The organism is Halomonas sp. SIMBA_159 (genome assembly GCF_046536035.1).
Classification (GTDB): domain Bacteria; phylum Pseudomonadota; class Gammaproteobacteria; order Pseudomonadales; family Halomonadaceae; genus Vreelandella; species Vreelandella venusta_A.
In genome coordinates this window covers 65,653-86,864 of the sequence record NZ_JAWJBT010000010.1, presented here as the reverse complement: position 1 = coordinate 86,864, position 21,212 = coordinate 65,653, and the positions used below count along the sequence as shown (strand labels likewise).

General features: G+C 55.2%; 19 protein-coding genes and 1 pseudogene. 5 read left to right on the top strand and 15 right to left on the bottom strand.

Annotated elements, in window-relative coordinates:
- Nucleotides 1-47: 47 nt before the first annotated feature.
- Nucleotides 48-1,295, bottom strand: a complete 1,248-nt coding sequence (locus tag R0J87_RS08195) for an ABC1 kinase family protein (RefSeq protein ID WP_498885494.1) — start codon at nt 1,293-1,295, stop codon at nt 48-50.
- Between the two features lie 186 nt (nt 1,296-1,481).
- Between R0J87_RS08195 and R0J87_RS08190 the strand changes: the two genes are divergently transcribed.
- Both R0J87_RS08190 and R0J87_RS08185 read left to right on the top strand, forming a co-directional pair.
- Complete coding sequence (locus R0J87_RS08190; protein WP_498885492.1) at nt 1,482-3,431, top strand: DNA topoisomerase III; 1,950 nt, start codon at nt 1,482-1,484, stop codon at nt 3,429-3,431.
- 186 nt (nt 3,432-3,617) lie between these two features.
- On the top strand, nt 3,618-4,178 hold the full coding sequence (locus tag R0J87_RS08185) for a nucleotidyltransferase family protein (protein WP_498885490.1): 561 nt from the start codon (nt 3,618-3,620) through the stop codon (nt 4,176-4,178).
- A 77-nt stretch (nt 4,179-4,255) separates the two neighbouring features.
- On the opposite strand, the gene R0J87_RS08180 is transcribed toward R0J87_RS08185, so the two are convergent.
- From R0J87_RS08180 to R0J87_RS08140, 9 genes and pseudogenes are all read right to left on the bottom strand, one after another.
- Nucleotides 4,256-4,495, bottom strand: coding sequence for a hypothetical protein (locus R0J87_RS08180; RefSeq protein WP_498885488.1), 240 nt, complete (start codon nt 4,493-4,495; stop codon nt 4,256-4,258).
- A 64-nt stretch (nt 4,496-4,559) separates the two neighbouring features.
- Nucleotides 4,560-5,867 (bottom strand): S8 family serine peptidase, encoded by a 1,308-nt coding sequence (locus tag R0J87_RS08175; RefSeq protein WP_498885486.1) that lies wholly within the window; start codon nt 5,865-5,867, stop codon nt 4,560-4,562.
- Between the two features lie 64 nt (nt 5,868-5,931).
- A pseudogene (locus R0J87_RS08170) lies at nt 5,932-6,297 on the bottom strand (M24 family metallopeptidase); the annotation flags it as partial.
- Between the two features lies 1 nt (nt 6,298).
- On the bottom strand, nt 6,299-7,663 hold the full coding sequence (locus R0J87_RS08165) for a CHAD domain-containing protein (protein ID WP_498885485.1): 1,365 nt from the start codon (nt 7,661-7,663) through the stop codon (nt 6,299-6,301).
- 90 nt (nt 7,664-7,753) lie between these two features.
- On the bottom strand, nt 7,754-9,778 hold the full coding sequence (locus R0J87_RS08160) for a M48 family metallopeptidase (protein WP_498885483.1): 2,025 nt from the start codon (nt 9,776-9,778) through the stop codon (nt 7,754-7,756).
- Between the two features lie 24 nt (nt 9,779-9,802).
- A complete protein-coding gene (locus tag R0J87_RS08155; protein ID WP_404463156.1) occupies nt 9,803-10,399 on the bottom strand; it encodes a LemA family protein in 597 nt (198 codons plus the stop codon).
- Between the two features lie 73 nt (nt 10,400-10,472).
- Nucleotides 10,473-10,874 carry a DUF2784 domain-containing protein gene (locus R0J87_RS08150; RefSeq protein ID WP_498885551.1) on the bottom strand — a complete coding sequence of 134 codons (402 nt, stop codon included), beginning with the start codon at nt 10,872-10,874 and terminating at the stop codon, nt 10,473-10,475.
- Between the two features lie 91 nt (nt 10,875-10,965).
- Nucleotides 10,966-12,159: a GGDEF domain-containing protein gene (locus tag R0J87_RS08145; RefSeq protein ID WP_498885481.1), complete on the bottom strand. Its 1,194-nt coding sequence runs from the start codon at nt 12,157-12,159 to the stop codon at nt 10,966-10,968.
- Nucleotides 12,160-12,225: 66 nt separating this feature from the next.
- Nucleotides 12,226-13,023, bottom strand: coding sequence for a M48 family metallopeptidase (locus R0J87_RS08140; protein ID WP_498885480.1), 798 nt, complete (start codon nt 13,021-13,023; stop codon nt 12,226-12,228).
- Between the two features lie 169 nt (nt 13,024-13,192).
- Between R0J87_RS08140 and R0J87_RS08135 the strand changes: the two genes are divergently transcribed.
- Nucleotides 13,193-13,720: an invasion associated locus B family protein gene (locus R0J87_RS08135; RefSeq protein WP_498885479.1), complete on the top strand. Its 528-nt coding sequence runs from the start codon at nt 13,193-13,195 to the stop codon at nt 13,718-13,720.
- Nucleotides 13,721-13,796: 76 nt separating this feature from the next.
- On the opposite strand, the gene R0J87_RS08130 is transcribed toward R0J87_RS08135, so the two are convergent.
- Nucleotides 13,797-14,603: a 2OG-Fe dioxygenase family protein gene (locus R0J87_RS08130; protein ID WP_498885478.1), complete on the bottom strand. Its 807-nt coding sequence runs from the start codon at nt 14,601-14,603 to the stop codon at nt 13,797-13,799.
- Nucleotides 14,604-14,868: 265 nt separating this feature from the next.
- Between R0J87_RS08130 and R0J87_RS08125 the strand changes: the two genes are divergently transcribed.
- Nucleotides 14,869-16,737: a putative bifunctional diguanylate cyclase/phosphodiesterase gene (locus tag R0J87_RS08125; protein WP_498885550.1), complete on the top strand. Its 1,869-nt coding sequence runs from the start codon at nt 14,869-14,871 to the stop codon at nt 16,735-16,737.
- A 231-nt stretch (nt 16,738-16,968) separates the two neighbouring features.
- Here the strand turns inward: R0J87_RS08125 and R0J87_RS08120 are convergent, their stop codons facing one another.
- The 4 genes from R0J87_RS08120 to R0J87_RS08105 form a co-directional block, all read right to left on the bottom strand.
- On the bottom strand, nt 16,969-17,652 hold the full coding sequence (locus tag R0J87_RS08120) for a DUF8453 domain-containing protein (RefSeq protein ID WP_498885476.1): 684 nt from the start codon (nt 17,650-17,652) through the stop codon (nt 16,969-16,971).
- Nucleotides 17,653-17,741: 89 nt separating this feature from the next.
- Nucleotides 17,742-18,242 (bottom strand): hypothetical protein, encoded by a 501-nt coding sequence (locus tag R0J87_RS08115; RefSeq protein WP_498885474.1) that lies wholly within the window; start codon nt 18,240-18,242, stop codon nt 17,742-17,744.
- A gap of 59 nt (nt 18,243-18,301) precedes the next feature.
- Nucleotides 18,302-18,952 carry a hypothetical protein gene (locus R0J87_RS08110; RefSeq protein WP_498885472.1) on the bottom strand — a complete coding sequence of 217 codons (651 nt, stop codon included), beginning with the start codon at nt 18,950-18,952 and terminating at the stop codon, nt 18,302-18,304.
- Nucleotides 18,953-19,788: 836 nt separating this feature from the next.
- On the bottom strand, nt 19,789-20,004 hold the full coding sequence (locus R0J87_RS08105; RefSeq protein WP_498885470.1) for a hypothetical protein: 216 nt from the start codon (nt 20,002-20,004) through the stop codon (nt 19,789-19,791).
- A 174-nt stretch (nt 20,005-20,178) separates the two neighbouring features.
- Between R0J87_RS08105 and R0J87_RS08100 the strand changes: the two genes are divergently transcribed.
- Nucleotides 20,179-21,099 carry a ketopantoate reductase family protein gene (locus R0J87_RS08100; protein ID WP_498885468.1) on the top strand — a complete coding sequence of 307 codons (921 nt, stop codon included), beginning with the start codon at nt 20,179-20,181 and terminating at the stop codon, nt 21,097-21,099.
- Nucleotides 21,100-21,212 lie beyond the last annotated feature (113 nt).

The window sequence follows — 21,212 nt, the reverse complement described above, 5'->3', positions numbered from 1 at the left end:
ATGGCTGGCGGGGCTACCGCAGCGGTCATCGCTTGGCAGGGTCTTGGCTACGCAGTACGCGCCCAGCCCAGCAGCGGCTGAGTTCGGCCGTGCATATCTAAACGGGCCTTTAAGCGCACCAAGTTCCAGTAGTGGCCGTTGAGCGCCCGAGAGAGCAGCAGCGTATCTGCCGGGGGCTGAAGGCGATCCATAGCGGCCCACACTTTGGGGGTGAGCTCCCGCAAGCGGCGGTGAACGCGCACGTCGCTAAAATCCTGCTCGCCGGGGGAGAACAGCGGGGTAATACACTCAGCGGATTCGCGATACAGCGCCAGCGGAGCGCCTTGACCCTGGCGGCCGCCCATCTTCATCAGCGCGTCATCCATGGCCATTGGGTCTTGGGAAAGCGTGGCATCCAATAGCTGCATCATGGCCTTTAGACGCTCCTCGGGAACGGGAATCACCGCGCCCAAATCGTAAATCACTAAGCGGCCCTGCTCATCGCAGGCAAAGTTGCCTGCGTGGGGGTCAGCGTGCAGCTCACGGTAGGTAAATAGCTCCTCGGTAATCCAGTCCGCCAATGCAACGGCCACTTTTTGACGAGTCGCGTCATCCGCGCTCTCTAAATCCCGCAGCGGGGTGCCGTCTACAAAGCGCATGGCCAATACGTGCTGGCCGGAGAGTTCAAACAGCGGCTCGGGGATCACCAGCGTTGGGTTATCTTGGTAGCGCTCCCGGTAACGGGCCAGCGCCTGGGCCTCGGCGTGGTAGTCCAGCTCGTCACGCAGCCCGGCTGCCAACTCCTCAAACAGCGCATCCAGCCGTGCCTGAGGGACCTTGAACCAGCGGCCAAGACCCATAATGCGCCTCACTTGTTTAAGGTCGCTCTCTAAAACCTCAGCAAGCCCTGGGTACTGCACTTTAAGCACTATGGTTTCCCCTTCGTGGGTCACCGCCTTGTGCACCTGACCCATCGAAGCGCTGGCAAAGGGGCGCTCTTCAATCTCGCGGAAGTGCGTTTGGATATCACCGTACTGCAGCACTAGCGCCTCACGAATTTTCGGCCAGGGCATCGGCTCGGCTTGGCGTTGCAGGCGGGCCAGCTCGTTGGCCAGTTCCGGCGGCAGCAGGTCATCCCACTGGGACATAATTTGAGCCAGCTTCATAGCCGGGCCTTTTAATTCAGAAAGCCCTTCAAACAGCGCCTCACCCAGCGCCCGCCAATCCGCTTGGCCGCCTAGCCGCGTTTTCAGCAGGGCACCACCGGTACGGGCACCCAGCCCAAATAAACGTCGTGTTCTACCGCGCTCGCGCATGAACCTCACCTCCCAGTGTTTTGTGTCAGATTACTCAATTCACTAATTTTATACAAAAACTATACATCAAGAATGAGTTCGACACCCTTTATACCTGTATAAATTTTCACTCCTACTCTCTCTATCGGTAGGGCAGGTTCTGCTAACATAAACGTCTGTTTTCTATCTATGCCAGGGCCACACCGTATGCGTTTGATTATCGCCGAGAAACCCAGCCTCGCCCGTGCCATTGCCGATGCCCTGCCCGGCGGTGGCAAACGTCAGGAAGGGGCGATTGTGTGCGGCGATACCACGGTTACTTGGTGCCTAGGCCACCTGCTCGAGCAAGCCCCACCGGAAGCCTACGACCCCGCCGATAAACAGTGGCGGCTCGACCGGCTGCCCATCGTGCCCGGCACGTGGCAGCTCGCGCCGCGCTCCAAAGCCCGTGGCCAGTTAGCGGTGATTCGCAAACTGATCAAGCAGGCTACCAACGTAGTGCACGCTGGCGACCCGGACCGAGAAGGCCAGCTGCTGGTGCAAGAGGTGATCGAGCATTTGAAGTACCGTGGCCCGGTGCAGCGGCTATTGATTAGCGACCTCAACCGCCCAGCGGTAAGCCGAGCGCTAGCCAGCCTGCGGCCGAATACTGAGTTTCAGCCGCTGTTTCAGGCGGCCCAAGCGCGCTCTCGGGCTGACTGGCTGTATGGCATTAATCTCACCCGCGCTTGGACGCTCACCGGCCGCCAAGCCGGGCACGATGGCGTGCTCTCGGTAGGCCGTGTACAAACCCCGGTACTTGGGCTGATTGTGCGGCGGGATAACAGCATTCGTGATTTCAAACCCCATCCGTTTTACCCGCTTTGGGTAGATTTAAAGGTGGCGCAAGGCCAGCTGCGCGCCTGGTGGGCTCCTAAGGCGCATCAACCCCTGGATGAGCAAGGGCGACTGATTGACCGCACGCCTGCCGATGCTCTAGCCGCGCAGCTACCCAGCGCACGTGGCACGCTCACCACATTAGACCAGCAAGAGAAGCGCCAAGCGCCACCGCTGCCCTACTCGCTCTCTGCCTTGCAGGTAGATGCCGCCCGCCGCTTTGGGCTTTCCGCGCAGATGGTGCTGGATATTTGCCAGCGGCTATACGAGCAGCACAAACTGATCACCTACCCCCGCTCAGACTGCCGCTACTTGCCCGAAGAGCACCTAGCGCTTGCCCAGCGCAGCCTCTCCGGTGCTTGCCAGAATGACGACACGTTACGAGGTTGGCTCAACGGGGCCGACTTTACCCTGCGCTCGAAAGCCTGGAACGATAAGCAGGTGGGCGCGCACCACGCCTTAGCACCGACCGGCAAGCCCGTCGATTTCAGCCAGCTTTCCACCACCGAAGGCCATGTGTTTCGATTGATCGTGCGCAACGTGATGGCGCAGTTCTACCGCCCGCTGCGCACCTTTGAAGTGAAAGCCGAGTTCACTCTGCTGAACGAAGCCTTCCGCGCTCGCGGCCAAAGCATTCTCGACCCCGGCTGGAAGCCACTGTTCACCACCCGCGAAGACACCCCGCCGCTGCCACCGCTCACCCAAGGCGAAACCTGCCAAGCACTCGCCGCAGGCGTGGAGGAAAAAGAGACCCGGCCGCCAGAGCCGTTTACCGATGCCAGCCTGATCAAAGCAATGATGAACATTGGCCGCTACGTGGATGACCCCAACGTGCGCCGCACCCTGCGCGACACCGACGGCCTGGGCACCGAAGCCACCCGCGCAGGCATTATCGAAACCCTGGTGCAGCGCGGCTACTTAGTACGACAGCAAAAAGCCCTACGCGCCACCAAGCTCGGCTGTGCACTGATCGCCGCGCTGCCCAGCGCCGTTAGCACACCGGAACGCACCGCCCTCTGGGAGCAACGCCTGCGGGCGATCTCCGAACAGCAAGACGACCCCAACGCCTTCCAACACGCGCTGCTGGAAGACTTACGCGCCCTACTAAGCCAAAGCGACGCGGCTAAACTGCGCCACAGCCTGCAAACCGCCCAAGGCGAGGCTGGAGGCCCCGGCAAACGCAGCGGAGCCACGAAGAAAAGCTTTACACGGCGTAAAAGTACCGGCAGCAAGAAAACCACGGGGAGCCGTAGAAGTACGCCCCAAAAAGGGAGCCAATAACCATATCCCGAAGTATGATCGCCCAAAAAATGGCTAGCGATTCAGTCGAAAATCTTCCAGATTTTAGACTTTTTGCCGTGCTGTCCCCCGAGCTTAATGTCCGCAAAAAGCGATACGATCACTACCTCGATCCGCTGTTCAGCTTTCCTAAACCGGAGACACAGCCCTCAAGTAAAGAGGCACTGCATGGACAAAATCAGCCAGACCCAACAACTCGTCAGTGAAATCCATCGCCTGCACGCGGATTTTTCTAGGGATTATTTTGAAACCGGAAAAATTGCCAAGCTCAACCTTTCCCGAACTATTCAGCAGGTTCCCGCCACACACATTTATCAATATCGCCTCACCCTGCATGAGAGCATTAACGACTACCTGATGGCCGCAGACATCGACATCAAATATTTTTATCGCGTAAAAACGCGCGAGAGCATTGATGACAAAATCGAACGTTTTTCAAATTGCGAAGATCAATATCCGGTCAATAACTGGCTAAACGATATTTTTGGTGCTCGCATCGTGCTAACTGCCGATGACGTGAACAAGGTGATGGAGCTGCTGGATGAGTGGCAAGACAAGCTGGGGTTAAAAAACTGGTATCTACGCGATAAAGAGGGGGACCGTGGTCTCCACGTCTATTTTAAAAACAGAAGCAACTTCTACTTCCCCTGGGAGCTGCAAATCTGGGACGAAGCTGATGTGCGTAGCAACATTGAAAACCACGAAAAATTTAAGCGTCATTTTATTTAGGCAGTAAGGTGCGATGAGCTATTCACTGGCTTTCGCCATCATCAACTCCGAACGCCTGTAACGTCTCAAAATCAAAATCACCACGTCTCACTTGCCCCTGGCGGGCCGATATCCATGGGCATGTCCGGGGAGATATCCACCACGCCTTTCACCTGCTTTAGCCGCTCTGCGGTGGCTTCGTCGGCGGCACCGGTAATGCAGCCGATCTCTTCTAGCACTTCTCGAATAGTCAGCCCTTCCGCGCTGAGGCGAGTGGCGATTTCATGGATGGGCTGATCGCTAGAAATCGTGATCAACCATAGAGCGACCGTTGCCATGGAACGTATCTCCACAGTGCGTGCGCTGGGCATGTGAATATAAACGCCCAGCGCGGCGTGATGGTTAAGGGGCTTGTACCAACCCTACACCCACTTGGGTGTCAGGCAGTGGCAAAGATTTGGCTGACGCTACTAGCTGCTCCCACAGCTTACGCCCACGTAGGGAAGCATCCGACTGCGCCCAGAGAGCAGCACAGCCCGCCACGTGCGGCGCGGCCATGCTGGTGCCACTAATCGATTTATGCCGCGTAGGCCGGGGCCACGATGAAAAAACATCTCGGCCAGGGGCGGAAATGTCGATTTTGCCATGATTGGAAAAGTTGGAAGGCGATAAGTTGGGATCTAAGGAAGCCACCGACATCACCGTGGGTGAATTGGCCGGTGCCCCCGTTTGTGTGGCGGCATTCCCCGCTGCGGCAATCACTAGGCAATCGTTACGCAGCGCCGCCGCCCCCGCATGGGTGTAAGCGGCTTGCACCGGGCTTTGGCTCCCTAACGACATCGAAATCACTTCACAGCGGTTGGCAATCGCCCAGTTCAAACCTGCCAGCACTCCAGCTCCAGTACTGCTGCCAGAGTTGGTGAGCACCTTACCCACTAGAATCTGCGCTTCATAAGCAATGCCGTAGCGCGGCGTAGTATCACCTGGGGTTTGGGGCCCGCAGGCTGTGCCAATACAGTGGGTGCCGTGCCCGTTCATATCCTGCACGGCCTCTCCTACAAACGAGCGGGTCACGAATTCTCTGTCGGCAAAATCTGGGTGTCCCAGATCCATCCCGGTGTCCAACACAGCCACTTTAATGCCCGCCCCGCTCCAGCGGCTCTGCGGTACCTTGCAACGGTTTAAACCCCATGTGGGTCGAAGCGCCGCTTCAAGCTCTGCCTGCCCCTCTTCGGCATCCAGCTCAACGCCCAAATCCCGCGCAATCACCGTTGCGGCGCGTAAAAAGCCGCGTAGATACTCGGAGTTCTCCGAAAACGCAAAGTACTCCGGCTCAATAATTTCGATGGGACTGTCCGCCGCGAGCTTATCCAGCACGCTCATCCCGTGCTGCTCTAAAGCGTCACCGCCGATCAGCGCCACACCAATTTCGGGAAACACCATGGCTTCCACGTCTCCAGCGTCTTCTAGACTCACCGCTTGGTCAGTGAAGTCGCGGGCATCCGCCATGCGAAAGTTCTGGGCCTTGAGCGCCTGGATGCCCGCTTCCACTTGGCCATCGCGATAGCTAATCAAAAAACGCCCTGTTTCTAGGCAGCTTCCCCCGCGTTCCAGGGCGTCCAGCAGCAGCTTTTCGGTACCACAAGAGACCGTAGCACGCGGCTGCTGTGCGGGTGTGCTGCCCTTACCTGTTGGTTTTTTCGCCATCATCGACATCCTTTTCTTTGAGCATTAACGCAAACGGCGGGCACATAAGAGTGTCCGCCGTTTCAGCTTAACGCACTTGAGGCGCTTCGCCAGAGAGGGGTTGAGCCCTCGGATCATCGGGAAAGGTGGGGATTGGCTCCTCATCGCGCAGCGTCAGCACCTCAACGCCAGTGGCCGTGACGGCAACGGTATGCTCCCACTGGGCGGAGAGTTTTTTATCGCTGGTGACAACGGTCCAACCATCGCGCTTGGTTTTGATTTTGGCTTTGCCCATATTGATCATGGGCTCAATGGTGAACACCATTCCCTCTTTCAGCATGAGGCCTTTGCCTTGCTTACCGTAGTGCAGCACTTGGGGCTCTTCGTGCATCTCACGGCCAATGCCGTGGCCACAATATTCGCGCACTACCGAGTAGCCGTGACGCTCGGCATGGCTAACCACTTGCCAGCGGCTTTAGCGCCAGCACTTTTTTACGCAACGGTTGCTTCTGGGCCTCTAGCGCTACCTGCCACTGGGCGCACTCCTGGCGCTCTTTTGAAGTGCCTTCTTTACTTACGCTGAAGGCTTCTAACCACGCTTGGCGCACGCAAAGGTCTTGATGCTCTCCCAGCAGGCGCTGACGGCGCTTTAAGCCCGCTAACAGCGCTTTAGAGGTGGCCGGGTGTAAATCGGCAAGATAACGAATGCGTTTAACGCCTTTACGCAGTTCGTGAAAGGCCGCATCTGGGGAGTCTAAAGAGAGCGCCGCCCTATCTTCATGGTGGCGTACCACACGCTCATCAAGCACCGCTTGAATGCGCTTTGGGGAGAGCTTTGCCAGCGCCTGTTCACATGTTTCTGATGCCAGCCAGCGCTGCCACTCTTCCAGCGCCTCTAGATAGCCCGGCGCACTTAACTGCTGGCACAGGGCCCTATGTTCCGCCTGCTGGCAACCCTGTAGCCATTGACGCAGGCTCTGCTGGGCACCGGCAGAAAGCGGTGGCTCCGTGTGATTAAGCTCCTCTAAAAATACATCCAAATCGCGGAGATCACTTGTGGCGCTGGCATGCTGTTTAAGCTGTTTTAAGCGTTTTTTCAGCCCAGATACGTTGGTGATAGAACGCACGGATTCCAGCATCGCTCGGCTGCGGCGCAGGCTGACTCGGTACTGGTGAAGGAATTCGGGGTCCACCCCCGCCATGACGCCAGGCTTTAACGCCTTCACTCGCTCAAACTGGTACGCCAGAGCTTCATGCAGGCGGCTTGCGGTGTCGCGTTTGGTTGGGTGAAGCTCACCAGCGCGGCCCTTAAACAGTGCGTAGCTGGCGGTTTCAGGGGTTAGGCCACCGGCCAGTTCTGCGCTGCCTTTTTTTATCGCGCTCCAAGGGGTCTCTGGCAGCGTAAAGTGCAACACACTACTAGTGGGCAGCGAGGGCGGCGCTTCATCATTCAACCAATGTGCCAGCTCTACCAGCGCGGGGTTGTGGCCAATCACCAGTACGCGTTTGGCTGTATCCGGAAGCGCTTTGAGCCACGCCAGCAGCGCTTCGCCTTCAAAGGTGTAAAGCGCTTCATCTAGAAGTACATGGCTGTCCAACTGCCGCTCTAAATGCTGGGCTTCAATCACATCAAAGGTTTGCCGCGTGCGCACTGCTGTACTCACACACATTTTTCCTTCAAGCGCCTGCCAGCGTTGCAGCACATGGGCCATGGCTTCTGCTTGGCGCACGCCGCGTTTATTGAGCGGGCGCTGGTGGTCAGTTATATCGCCGCTAGGCTGCTTGGCCTTGGCATGACGCATTAGGGTGAGGTGCCGCATGGAAAGGCTCCCAAGCTAAAGGGGAATGCACAAAGTTTAGTACACCCCCATTGGCTAGCGAGCCAGAAACATCAGTGATCAAAGGCTGATTTACTCGGTAAGAGCGGCCTTTTCTTCGATGCCGCCACCTAGCAGCGGCGGCACTGGGCAGCCCAGCATATCGGCAATGGCGCGAAACAGCTCCGCTTCGGCGGGGCATATATGGCCATCATGCTCAATGCAGCGAGCCATGGATTGAAGCAGCAGCGACTTTTGCAGCGGTTTCAAACGGCGCAGCCGTTCTACCGCAAGGCTTAACGCCTGCATGTCGTCGGCATCATCTACAGCGGCCAGCTCAAACGGCAGCGCCTGCTGGGCGGCATGTAGCGCGCGGGCCATCTCGCTTGCGCGCTCTTGCACTGACTCAAGCCCTGGCGCAAGCCCTGCCGCCGCTAATACGCTCAACAGCCGCTGGCACTCTCGCTCACACGCTTGAAGGGTCAGGTTTTCGGCACCGCCATGGTGTTCACTCAAGTGGCTCAGCAGCAGCTGGTACAGCGTCCATTCAAACAGGCTCACGCGGCCATCGCTATGAATCAAGCGCTCCATGCAGAGCCTGAAGTGCTGGGCCTGTTCGGTTGTCAGCGAGGTTAGGACGGGCAGAGCAAGCTCAATTAACGGCAGGCGCAGCTGCACGTTCAAGCGGGCTACTTGCGCCATTAAGGTGTGCAGCTCGGTAAAGACATCCGGCAGTGCGATGCTTTCCAGCGCCGCCAATTGATGCTGCCGCTGTGCGTCGTTTTTGCTTAGCAGCATCGCATAGATGAGCGCTCGGGCCGTGTAGGGCTCATGGGCGGCGGCTTTAAGCGCTGCAGGTAAAGCGCCGAGCACGGCTTGGGCCTGGGCCACGTGGCGCTGGTCAGGTTGGCCCATAGCCCCGATGGCCATTTGCACCGAGGCAGCACTCAAGACGGTGGCCATGCTCCCAGCATGGGGAACGCCTGCGTTTTCTAGGCTTGCCCTAACGCTTGGCCGCCCCCCAGGCCGAAGAGTAGATTGAGGCGGATGATCAGGCTCGGTTGATACACGGGGAGCAGGCGATAGGGCCACAAATTGGCCATCCCAGCCTGGCATCACCCGCTGAATGCGTGTTTTTAGCGGCGGATGCGTGGCCATAAAACGGCTAAACCCCTGCTGGATGCCCTGGCTAAACAACAGGTGGCTAAACTCAGCGGTCTGAGGGGCTGCCAGCGCAGAGCCTTTCTCGTTGGCACCGATCTTCACCAAAGCACCGCCAATGCCCTGAGGGTTACGGGTGTATTGCACCGCAGCGGCATCGGCTAAGTACTCCCGCTGGCGGCTAACCGCCGATTTCATCAGGCTGCCAAAGAAAGTGCCCGCATAGCCAATCAGCATTAGGGCTGCCCCCAAGCCCATCACCAGGGCAGCAGAATTATCGCGCTTATTACCGCCCACCCGCCGAAAACGCAGGCTGCGCAGCAACATGCCACCTGCTAGGCCAATCAACAAAATACCGTGCAGAAGGCTGACCAGCCGAATATTCAAGCGCATATCGCCATGCAGAATATGGCTAAATTCGTGGGCCACCACACCTTGAAGCTCATCCCGGCTGAGCTGACGAATCGCCCCACGGGTAATACCAATCACCGCATCGCCGGGCTGGTAGCCCGCCGCAAAGGCGTTTATCCCCTCCTCTTCCAGCACATACACCGAAGGCACCGGCGTGCCAGACGCGATGGCCATTTCTTCTACCACATTGAGTATACGGCGTTCATCGCTATCTCGGGTATTGAGGTTGATTTCGCGCCCGCCCAACGCCTCCGCCACGGCCTTGCCGCCTCGGCGCAGCTGCCGCCGTTTAAATAACCCGCCCAAACCGACCAGGGCCACCACGCTCGCCGCCACGCCTGCTAATAACTCCCAAGAGAGCAGCGCCATCATGCCTTGTAGCGTCGGCTGGGGCTGGGAGTGCGCGCCTCCTATCCCCGCCATATACAGCACCACGGCCACTACTAGGGTGGTCACGGCAATTAACGCCAGCACCGCCAATACCAGCAACACCACTAAACGGCCTGTTTGACGACGAGCGTGCTCTTGGGCAGTAAAAAAATCCATGCGCGATGATTCCCTGCCGGTGGCTTAAAACGAGACCGTAGGCGCTGTTTGCAGCTGGGCGCTGTCTTCAAAAGCCAGCAGCGTCGCGTCCTGCCCGTGGCCCAACATGCCCGCCACCGCAATGGGCGGAAAGCTTTGGCGATAGGTGTTGTAGTGCATCACCGCATCGTTAAAGGCCTGACGGGCAAACGCCACCTTGTTTTCCGTGCTGGTGAGCTCTTCAGAAAGCTGCTGCATGTTCTGCGAAGCTTTTAGATCCGGGTAGGCTTCCATCACCACGTTCAAACGCCCCATGGCTTGAGTGAGCGCACCTTCGGCCCCGCCTAGCTGCGCAATGGCCTGGGCACTGCCAGGATTCGCCGCCGCAGCTTTTAAACCTGCCGCTGCTGTATTCCGCGCTTCAATCACTGCCTGTAGCGTTTCCCGCTCATGGTTTAAATACCCCTTGGCGGTTTCTACCAAATTAGGAATTAAATCGTGACGCCGTTTAAGCTGTACTTCTATTTGCGCAAAACTGTTTTGAAAACGGTTACGCAGCGACACCAAACGGTTATAAATCCCCACTACATACACGGCCAAAACTGCAATTACCGCGAAAACGATAATCAAAGTAATCGTCATATTCTTTCCTTTTAGAAGCGACGGTGATGCTAGTTACTGTTCAAAATAGTAGCACCGAAGCATCATAAGCAAACTAACGCTGGCGCGCACGCGGTGGCACTAGCCACCAACTGGCCAGCACTAACCCACCAAACAGCGTATATCCCACGACAAACACCCACCCTGGCGCGGTGAAGTACAGCACACGATGCAGCCAGTGCTGAATAAACGACACTGCGTAGGTAGCAACGCCCGCCTCAGCGCGTAGTGCCATCTCCCAGGTGGTTAACGGGCATGCCATCCCCCACCAAGCCTGCACCACCACATAGCCAATCGCGCTCAAATGAAGCAACCGAAACGGCCGGTGATGCACCCATGCCCAACGCCGCCAATGCCCCAAGTAAACAGCACCCAAGCCAGCCACCACGAAGGCGACAAACAGCACATGAAGAATCAGCACAGCATCGGCAAGCATCAATAACCAGGATGACGGCATCACAAAGCGACCTGCTTTGTAGGTGGAATACACTTAAGACAGGCAGTCGAGGCAGTGTGTTCGTCGTGTTTTTTCTAGCTCAGTCTTCGCGTCAACCATCACGGCAAACCACGACCTGGTCTCGCCCGGAGCGTTTGCCCACATAAAGCATGTCATCTGCGCGCTTAATCAGCGCCTCAAGGTTGCTCTCTTCGGCATTCGTCGTTGCTACGCCAATGGTGACACTTAAGCTTAGTTCGCTCATCTCATCTGTGAACGCCAGCTCTGCCACTCGCTGTTTCAGCCGCTCAGCCACTCTTTGTGCATCGTTTGTGCTGGTATTAGGTAGGGCCACCACAAACTCCTCGCCGCCAAAACGCCCAATCACATCGGATGGACGAAGCACTTCTGCGCATACTTCGGCGACTCTAATCAGCACCCAATCCCCGTAACTATGCCCCCAAGTATCGTTAATATGCTTGAAGTGATCTACATCAATCATAAAGAGGCTGAACGGTACATTATCGGCTTGAGAGCACTGCAATAGCTTTTTAGCCACGTTCATAAAGTGGCCGCGATTATTGAGCTTCGTTAACGCATCCCTTTCTGCGAGCACTCGTAGCTGCTCTTCCAGCGATTCACGATGGGCAATCTCTTTGTGCAGTTGAAGGTTTTGCTCCCGCTCCTCATGCAGCAACGCATACTGCTTGCGCTGCAGAATTTCTAATCGAAGCAACGCGAAAAAACCAACCACCACCCCCATAATCAACAGCAACGAGAGCAACAGCGTCGGTATGGGGGCCAGCTTAGCAAACAGCACCGCCGCTACTAAAAACCCAATATTCAGATAAAGGCTCGCCGCAGTGACGACCGTTAATCGATTGGGAATTAACAGATAAAACGCCATGGTAGCTACCACCACGGCGGTGATTTGCGTAGATAGGCTCTCAGGGCGCAGCGGCACAATTAAAATGATACCCGTAGCGAATAACCAAAGCGGTAGAGCATGTAACCAAGGGTGGTCATCACTCATGCCCCCGCGCCGCACTAAATACGCCACCAACAGGCAGATACTGACCACCACCACACGCATGGTCAGCAGCAAGTAAAACGCCTTAGTAAGACCCAACAGGTAGTAATCAGCGATTGCGAACATGCCGAATACGCTTGCAGCCACGCTCACGGCAAGGCTGAACTCTCCTCGCACGCTTTCTTGAATAGACCGGCGATACCTCTGCTCACAGTTGGCATCGCAAAATTGGCCAGTTAACCCATGCACCTGATACTGCTTTTTTTGTAATAGCACAGCCCCACGCTCCCAACGTCATTCCGCTATTTTTATTACGCCAATAAAATAAGGTGGCTGCTTTGCTCAACACTGCGCTGGCGCCACGGTTCGGTAAATCACATCGGCCTCTTTCAGCGCCCCTTGCAGTGCCCGAATGCGCGATTCATGGGCGGGGTGCGTGGAAAGAAATTCCGGCGGCTGGCCGCTGCCAGCAGCGGCCATGTTTTGCCACAGCGCCACACTCTGCTGGGGTTCGAACCCGGCACGGGCCATGATCTCCAGGCCCATCAAATCCGCCTCTTCTTCGTGGGTACGGCTGAACGGCAGGCTAATACCCAGTTGGGCACCCACGCCTAAAGCCTGCATCAACTGCTGGTTGCCAAACTCCCCTTCCCCCAGCAGCCCCACCACCAGCAGCACGGCCTTAATGCCCAGCTGTTGGGTTAGGCGCTCATTGCCGTGGTCGGCCAGTACGTGGGCCACTTCATGCCCCATCACGGCGGCAAGCTGGGCCGGGGTTTCCGCTACCTGTAACAGGCCGCTATGCACGCCAATGCGCCCGCCCGGTAGCGCAAACGCGTTAGGCGATGGTTCATCAAACACCACCACCTCCCAACGCTCGGGGAAATCGAGCCCAGGGTAGCTCGCCTCCGCACCTGCCACTATTTTTTCTGCCACGCACTGCACCAGCCGGTTCGCTTGCGCATCGCGGCTGATCGGCTGGGTGTTACGTAGCTGATCAAAGGCGTCTCCCCCCATATCCGCCATTAACGGGCCGGGCACCAACGCCAGTTGAGAGCGCCCAGTGGGCGTTTCCCCACAGCCCGACAACAAGGCCAACAGTCCTACAAGGAAAAGAGGTAATACACATCGCCGATGCATCGGAAGGGTTCGCCTAAGTTAAGAAACGTGCAACAGAGTATAAGCCGCTTCGCAGGCGTGGCGCTCGTCGCGCTGAGTCTACATTTGACCTCTATGCTAGATATCAAGCGCACAAGCAGGCAAGGTAGTGGTATCACCCACTATTTACGAACCCACAGGAGATGACGCAATGCCACACCGTTTTACTCAAACCCTACTCATGATGGGGCTGTTATCAATCTTGGCGTTTTCATCCAGTGCCTTCAGTCAACAACCGGGAGCAGCGACCGGTGATGACGTCACCACTGAGACATTCCAAGACTGGGAAGTGCATTGCCAAGATAACCAGGGTGCAAACCGCTGTGCAATGATGCAAATGACCACTCAACCCGGTAGCGACCAGCCTATCATGCAGGTCGTTGTCGAATACCCACCCCAAATGGATGGCCCGGTCATGAGCTTCTTCGTACCGCTGGGGGTGCGTCTAGCGGCGGGCTTACAGTTGGTAGTGGATAACGGCGAACCTATCCAGTTCCCCTATCAGGTCTGCCAGCAGCAAGGCTGCCGTGCAGACGCTCCCATCGAGCCGTCGATGCTGCAGGAGCTCCGCAGTGGTAGTTCTGCCACCCTCAGCATGATTGACCCACGCGGTGAACGCATGGACTTGAACATTTCGCTGGCCGGCTTCACCAGCGCCAGTAACCGCATCGCTCCCTGATCGCACTCCCCGAAGCAAAACGCCCCCGGAGCTATGAACGTCACTCCGGGGGCGTTAATGTTGCTAGATGCTCAATTTACCGAGAGTGTCCATAGCTCTCATTGAGGACCGCTTCAGGGAAGTAGCGACGCAACATCCGGTTCTGGAAGTCATCCACGAAGCGGCTGTTAATGATGATGATAAACCGCTCGAAGGGTGCCTCGCTTTTAAGCTGTTCGATCCCATCGACACTATGGAATAGCCGGTCATCGCGCAGATGAAGAATATCACCCGGATTCAGAGTGATATCCACCAAGGGCTGCGTGCCTGCCTTATCTGCATAGAGGTGATTTTCGGCACCCGCCACGTTTTCCCGATTGAGAACCAGAATACTGAGGGCCTTGCAGCCATCGGCATGAATTCCCTGCCCTTGCAGTGGGTCGACGTTACCTTCCCCACGCACCCCGGTGATCTGCATCAGAATGGGTTCGTGCGCACCAATACTCCACAGCCTTGCCCAAGCGCGAACGAAGGCCTTCACATCGGGGCGTGCTAAGAACTCCTGCGTCAGCGGATCATAATACCGCAGGCGATCCGCCATGCTTTCAGCATCGTTAAAGGCACCTCCCTGGGCCATGGGGCACTGCCCCATCTCCTCTACGTCTCCCTGATCATTCAAAGCGAGCCATGACATCCGCTTCCAGCGAAGGTTGACATAGGGGTCACGCGACAGGTCAGCGATAAACCCCTGCCAAGCGGTCAGATCGATTTGCTCCCGAATATCAGTTTTCGCCCAATTCTGATGCCTCAGCGCCTCAGTTACTCCCGGATGCCAATAATCGGCGCATGAGTCCGCAGGCATGGAGGTAAGGTCAAAACCGTGCTTGAGAGTATCGAGTTTCATATGGGTATTCTCCTGTTAACTGGGCGGAATTGCCCGGTGTGGCCGTTGTAAAGACAGCGGCCAACAGGATGAAAATGAAAAGATCTGTTGGGATATGTCAAAGTAATGTATTAAAAAAGATTGATTATGTTGAAAAAAGATCAAACCATTAATGACGTATATAGGTAGGTCATCACCTACAATTAGGTGTAGGATAATCACAATAAAAGTGCACAATGTTGGCTTGGCTAGAGTTCTTGTTAGTGTTTTTCTTTAGGTGGTTCCCATGAATGCCCGCGATTCCCGACATCACGCAGATACGGAACGCCTGAAAAAGAACCGCAGGGAGCTTTCCGGTGCGCTCGTGACAGGGTCGTCAAGGACACCTTCAAAAGCTGGCATCAATTCGGATGAAACCAGCAGAGAAGAAGTCGAGTTAGTACGCCGCCGGTATCTGGAGAGTGAGCAGCGATTCCGTACCCTGCTAGAGAGCCTGCCTAAGGTGGCGGTCCAAGGGTATGACCGCGACCGGCGAGTGGTGTACTGGAATGAGGGTAGCACTCGTCTCTATGGTTATACCGCTGAGGAAGCGCAAGGGCAGTTACTGGAAGATCTGATCATTCCTGCCTTCATGCGTGACGAGGTGATCCAAGCGCATGCTGCTTGGATTAAAGAAGGGGTTACTATTCCCGCCGATGAACTCGAGCTCCAGCACAAAAGCGGTGAACTGGTATCGGTCTTTTCCCAGCATCTGATGCTCAATGAGCATACTGACTCACCCTTGATGTTCTGCGTGGATGTTGATCTTTCTGACCAAAAGCGCGCCCACCGGGACCTAGAATTCGCCACCCGTTTCGACAGGCTCACCCACCTCCCTAACCGCCAAACGTTTGAAGCCGAGCTGGACAGTCTGCTGGATTCCTGTCGGCGTCGTAGCCATGGTCTAGCCACCATCTACCTAGACATCGATCACTTCGTCGAGATCAATGATGCCCTTGGCTATGATCAGGGTGATCGACTGCTCATGGAGCTGACTCAGCGACTGAAAGAGTGCCAGCGAGCCACTGACCTAGTATCCCGAGTCTCTAGCGATGAATTCGTGCTGGCCTTTCCTTGCGCCCACTTAGCCACCGATGTCAAACGGGTTGTTCGGCGTGTCCAGAATGTCTTTCGGCGACCTTTCGTCCTTGATGGTCGGGAGCGTCAGGTCACGGCTTGCCTAGGGGTGGCGCTCTTTCCCGAGAATGGTGAATCATCACGCGAGTTGATCCGTAATGCCGATGTTGCCAAGAACCGTGCCAAACTGGAGGGCCGAGGCGCTGTACGTTTCTTCCAACAGAAGCTCCATGATGAGCTGGTTCGCCAGCACTATCTCTTGGCACGACTCGAGGAAGCTCTGGATAACGGTGAATTCTCCCTCCACTACCAGCCTCAGGTTTCGGCGGCCAGTGGGCGAATAGAGAATCTCGAGGCCTTAATACGCTGGGAGCCTGCCGAGGGCCCGACAATCCCGCCTGGCGAGTTTATCCCGCTGGCCGAGCGCTCCGGTTTGATTCATCGTCTGGGCGACTGGGTCATCGAAGAGGCTTGCCGCCAGCAGGTGGAGTGGCGTGCTAAAGGATTTCATGAGCACCGCGTTGACATCAATGTCTCGGGTCGTCAATTGGTGCGCCCCGATGCTCTTAAGCGCTTCGAGGATACGCTGCAGCGTCACGGCCTTGGGCCTCGGGATATCGGCATCGAATTGACCGAAAATGTCCTGATCGAATCCGATGAGACCGTGCTTGAAGACCTGCGGCGCCTCTATCATCGCGGTTTTCACATTGCTCTCGATGACTTCGGGACCGGCTACTCCTCCCTGAGCTACCTCAAGCACTTTCCCGTCACCGCCCTGAAGATCGACCGCTCCTTCATCCACGACGCCCCCGCGCAGCCAAAGGACAGAGCCATCATGGAAGGTGCCATCCTTATTGGTCATCGGCTGGGGTTGGAAGTAGTCGCCGAAGGCGTCGAGAACGCAGAACAGCTGTCACTGCTTCGCGATATGCATTGCGACCTCGTCCAAGGGTTCTTCTTCTTCCGCCCGATGCCTGCACAGGAAATCGAGAGGCTGTTGAGTGGCTTTGTGGGTGGTCATGGGGGGTTGTCGGGCTGAGGGTTGTTGTGGTTTGGTTTGCAGTGCTTGGCGTTGGCATATTTCTGGAATCTTGTGGGCGACCTTCATTGATTGCTGGGATTGAATCTGAGGTCGTGGCTGGAGGGCTGTTATCGGCCAAAAGCGGTCTTTTAGGTATCACTGATGTAGCGATTTAACACCAGCCAGCATGCGCGGCTACAGAATGGAGGCGAAGCAGCAATTGTAGTAGCCGTCGCATGCCTGGCCTAGTTAAAAATGTCCCGACGACCTCAGCTCTTTAACCGCTTTCGTCAGCTTATCGATTTCTTTTGGCAATTTTTGAAGCTCGTACATGGTCTTCGGCTCTTCGGAGTCGTACAACAATCCTCGTCCAAGATTCGTTACATCGAGCATGAAGGGATGTTTGTGACGCTGGCCTCTAGAGTCTTTGAAACAGACCATACCGTGCCATTCGTTACCGTCAGCCTTGGCTTGTTCAGATACTTTATGGGGAGCATCCAGCGCTTGAGATAAAGATTCATAAGGCAGTATCACTGCAATAGCATTTTCTTTCCCATTGCCTAGAAGTGGGATATCGCCTTCTTTATTTCGAGAATGAACTTTCGGAATCGACTTCCCTCTCCAATCCAGATAAACCTCGTGAGCGGCAGAGCCCCCAACGTTTCTGATTCTTAGTTGGGCAAGACTGTACCTGCTGCTCGTATCAATAAACGGATAAGGGTAAGGCTTCAACCTCTCTTCAGTAAGCTCGGCTGAGCGGAAAGCTACCAGAGCAGAAATCGCTGCGGCGATCACCGCGGCAGATCCGGCGAAAACGTTCACAAACTCTATTTGACCAGTGAATGCCTCCCAGGCAGCCCAGCATGCTGCCAAAGCCGACAAAACGAATATGACACCAATCAACACACGGCCTAATTTTACTTCAAGTGTCATTCGTACTCCTTTTTTAACATCGCGCACAATGGCGGTTTGAACGAAGTGAAAACCGTCCGGCACCGTCAGGCGCGAATTGATGCGCCTTGTTAGTTGCGTAGCGCATCTTCAATTAAATCCCAGCGCCCCTCATATTCTGCAATATTCCAGAAATATGACGCTGCCCCTTCTGCCACCGCAACTGCCCGTACTGAGCTGTCTTTTCTTTGCTGCCCCTTTTTACCGGGAGCTGAAAGCCAATCACGATGACGGGCTGCAACGTTACTGGCCATTTCATTGCTTGGGATAATATAATAGCGAAATGGTAGTTCTGAGTCTGGCGTAGGAATTCCCCCAATAACCCAGAAAAAATTTGATCCGTACACTCGCTCAGCCTTCTTCCCTACGCTGCAAGTTTTGTTTCCAGGGATAAAGGTCTTCACCTGTATATGAACAAATTTTGTTCCATCTCTGTTGCTACAAAGTACATCCGTATTCGGCGTATTGCCAAGTGTAACGACAGCAGCGTAGCCGCGACGGCAAAGCTCCCCAGCGACAAAGAACTGGCTCGAATTCCCCCGATAGCTTTTATCTTTATCTGATAAGTTCACTCATTCCTCATAGCACTAACGGCTGTATAAATTGCGCATTGAAGCGAAGCGTAAATGCGTCAATTTGACACACTTGTTAGCATTTTTGCCATGCGCTCTAAGTCACTTGCAACATCATTGAACCCGAAGTAGTTTGTTGGATGCTCGTACATCATGTCGTGATGTCTTTCCAAGGGTTCGTAGTCAGGAAGTCGTGACCTAAGCTCATCTCTCAGCATAATGGCATCGACACGAAAACGACGATCATATTCCGCGTTGCGCTCATTTGAAAGCCGCATAGTTTCGTTTGTGTTTCGCTCCCAAGCCGCATTCCGTTCTTCTTCTGTTTGAGCAGAGCGCATCGCGGAACGCTCAATCGCGCTTATGCGATCATCTTCTCGTTTATGCCGCTCAATAAACTCTCGTAGGTTTTTTACAACCTCCAATGTTCTTTCCTTTAAGGCTAAAGCATCCGAATCCACAACTTGCTGTACTTTCTCATCGTATTTTAGGGCTCTATCTTTATAAGACTCGGCCTGCTCCGACTTTAGGTGTAAGCGTTCTTTGAGAGTTTCGTTTGATGCCCTTGTCTGATCAATGACAGCCGTAAACCTCCATTTCGCTGCCAAGTAAGCTAAGCCGAATATAATTGCAGCAAGAATAAGAAAGGCAAGCGGAGCTTGCGAGACTACCGACCATTCCTTTGCTATGTATTCAAATAGTTTTTCCACGACACTTCCTTATGAATGCTAACGCCCAGCACACCGGCCCAGCTGCGGCGTGCCAAAATGTGGTAAAAGCGCAGCGACCACATTTTGGTGCGCCGTAGCTAGGTCCGCATGCTGCCGCTTGTTAGTTGCGGTCGACCAATGTTCGAAGACATTTTTTATCATGCCCTTCAGTTGTGTTTAGAAAGGAACCGCATAGCTCGCATCTTATTTTATCCTGTACATAGTCAATTACTTTCTGATTCAAGGAATATGACTGCCACTTATCGGGATACGATTGGCTAACATGCTGAACTTCATCTGAAATTGGCTTATCGCAGAACGGGCATGGATATTTAGGCGGTCTTGCCTGCTCTTTCCTAGCCTTGAGCTTCGATGCAAGGTGCCTGTTATAGAGATACTCGACTCGTTCAATAGTCATCAGAGACCCTCTGCATGACTTTATTTTATGGTGCATATAGAGCTGCGACAGCTTCTCTATCGGATTTTGTACGCCGCACATTTTGTAGATTTCAAGGATACTGACTGATGCATTTACAAAATCTGTTGAATAGGTAGTTGCCCAGCTTCCTGGACCATGCGTAATCGGAAGATACTCTCCCTGCTCCTTCGCACATATCGCGATGAATGATTCAATTTTTTTCTTATCGGACCTGTTCAATTTCAACGGGATTGCCCCAGCCAACTAACAGTTTTATTCATGCGCATGCGCGTTTTTCTGGGAAGCCCTATCTTGCCAACAGGCACCTAACTCACTGATAGAAAATGGTTGAATGCTATTTTTTCCCGTAAGGCTCGCTAGAAAAATGAGCATGCGCGTTAACTTGATGGTCATTTTTTCAAAATGGCGCGTAAGCATACAACGCCTTTTCATAAACCATTGTTTTAAAAAGCTTACAGCATGCTTTCCCAGGCATATGCGCACTCGTATTATAACCGCCACCTGAAAAACGCGCATTGCGAGCCAAAGGCTCCTGTGAATATTCAATTTCTGCGGATGGCCGCTTTGGGTCGAAAGCTGTCACTCCCATCACTTCCTGCTTGTTGATAACCATCGCAGCCTGCCATCCAGTAACAACTAGCAAAATCAGCTTAGCTTCAAACCTACCAAACTATCCTTACCCCCGTCACTAGAAAATAGTCCCACACCGCCCCTTTTCACTCCTTAGCCTCCCCACACCGAACGCGGTAAGCTTGGCAGCACTCTCGTTGCTGAAGACGCTTTACCCATGACCACTCACTGGATTCTTGGCCCTGGGGCCATTGGCCGTTTGCTGGCGCACTCCCTAGCCCCACGCGTTGATGTGGCGGTAATTGGTCGCCGCGCTTTGCCTGCGCGGCAGTTGCTGACCACACCGGAAGGCGAAGTGCGTGCGCAACACTTAACCTCGCTTACCGCTGAGCAGTTGGTGGCGGATGCAACTGAGCCGCCTACGTTTGTGCATATCACTACCAAAGCCATGGCTGCCGAAGCGGCGCTTTTGAGTATTGCCAGCCTGCTGCCCCCTTCTACCCCGATGGTGCTGTGGCAGAACGGTTTTTATGCGCAGCCGCGTATTACCGAAAATTGGCCTGGGCCGGTGCTGTGCGCTACTACGACTCAGGGGGCGTACTTAACCGGGGATGATGGCGTGGTACACGCAGGCCGCGGGCCTACGTTTGTTGGGGATTTGGATAACCAGCACACAGGGTTGGCAGAAGCCTTAGCGGCGCTATTGAGTGAGGCTGGGTTTACCGCTACAGCTGTGGGCGACATTCGCAGCCGCTTGTGGCAGAAGTTAGCGGTGAATGCGGCGATTAACCCACTGGTGGCGCTTCATAGCGTGCGTAATGGTGAGCTTCGTGGGGACGCCTATTCAGGCCGTGTAATTGTCGTGGTGAAGGAAGTGGCAGCGATTTTAGCGAAAGAAGGCGTTGTGCCGCCAAACGGTGGCGAGGGTGAAACCGGTTGGCTGGCGTTGGTGTGGCAGGTGGTGGAGAACACTGCGAACAATAAAGCCTCGATGTTGCAGGATGTAGAGGCGAAACGGCTTACCGAGCGCGGGGCAATTTTGGGGCCGCTGATTGAGAGCGCTGAGCGGAATGGGTTGGGGTGTGAGGTATTGAGGGGGTTGGATCAGGAGTTGGCGCAGGTGGAAATCGGGTTTTAAGACAACAGCCCAGGGGCAGCGTTGCTGCCCTTCGCGGGTGCCTCGCGGTGCTCGTTACGCCGCGCTACGGGGAGGTGGGCGTAAATGTTTGGGTGGCGTTTGCCGCCATTGGT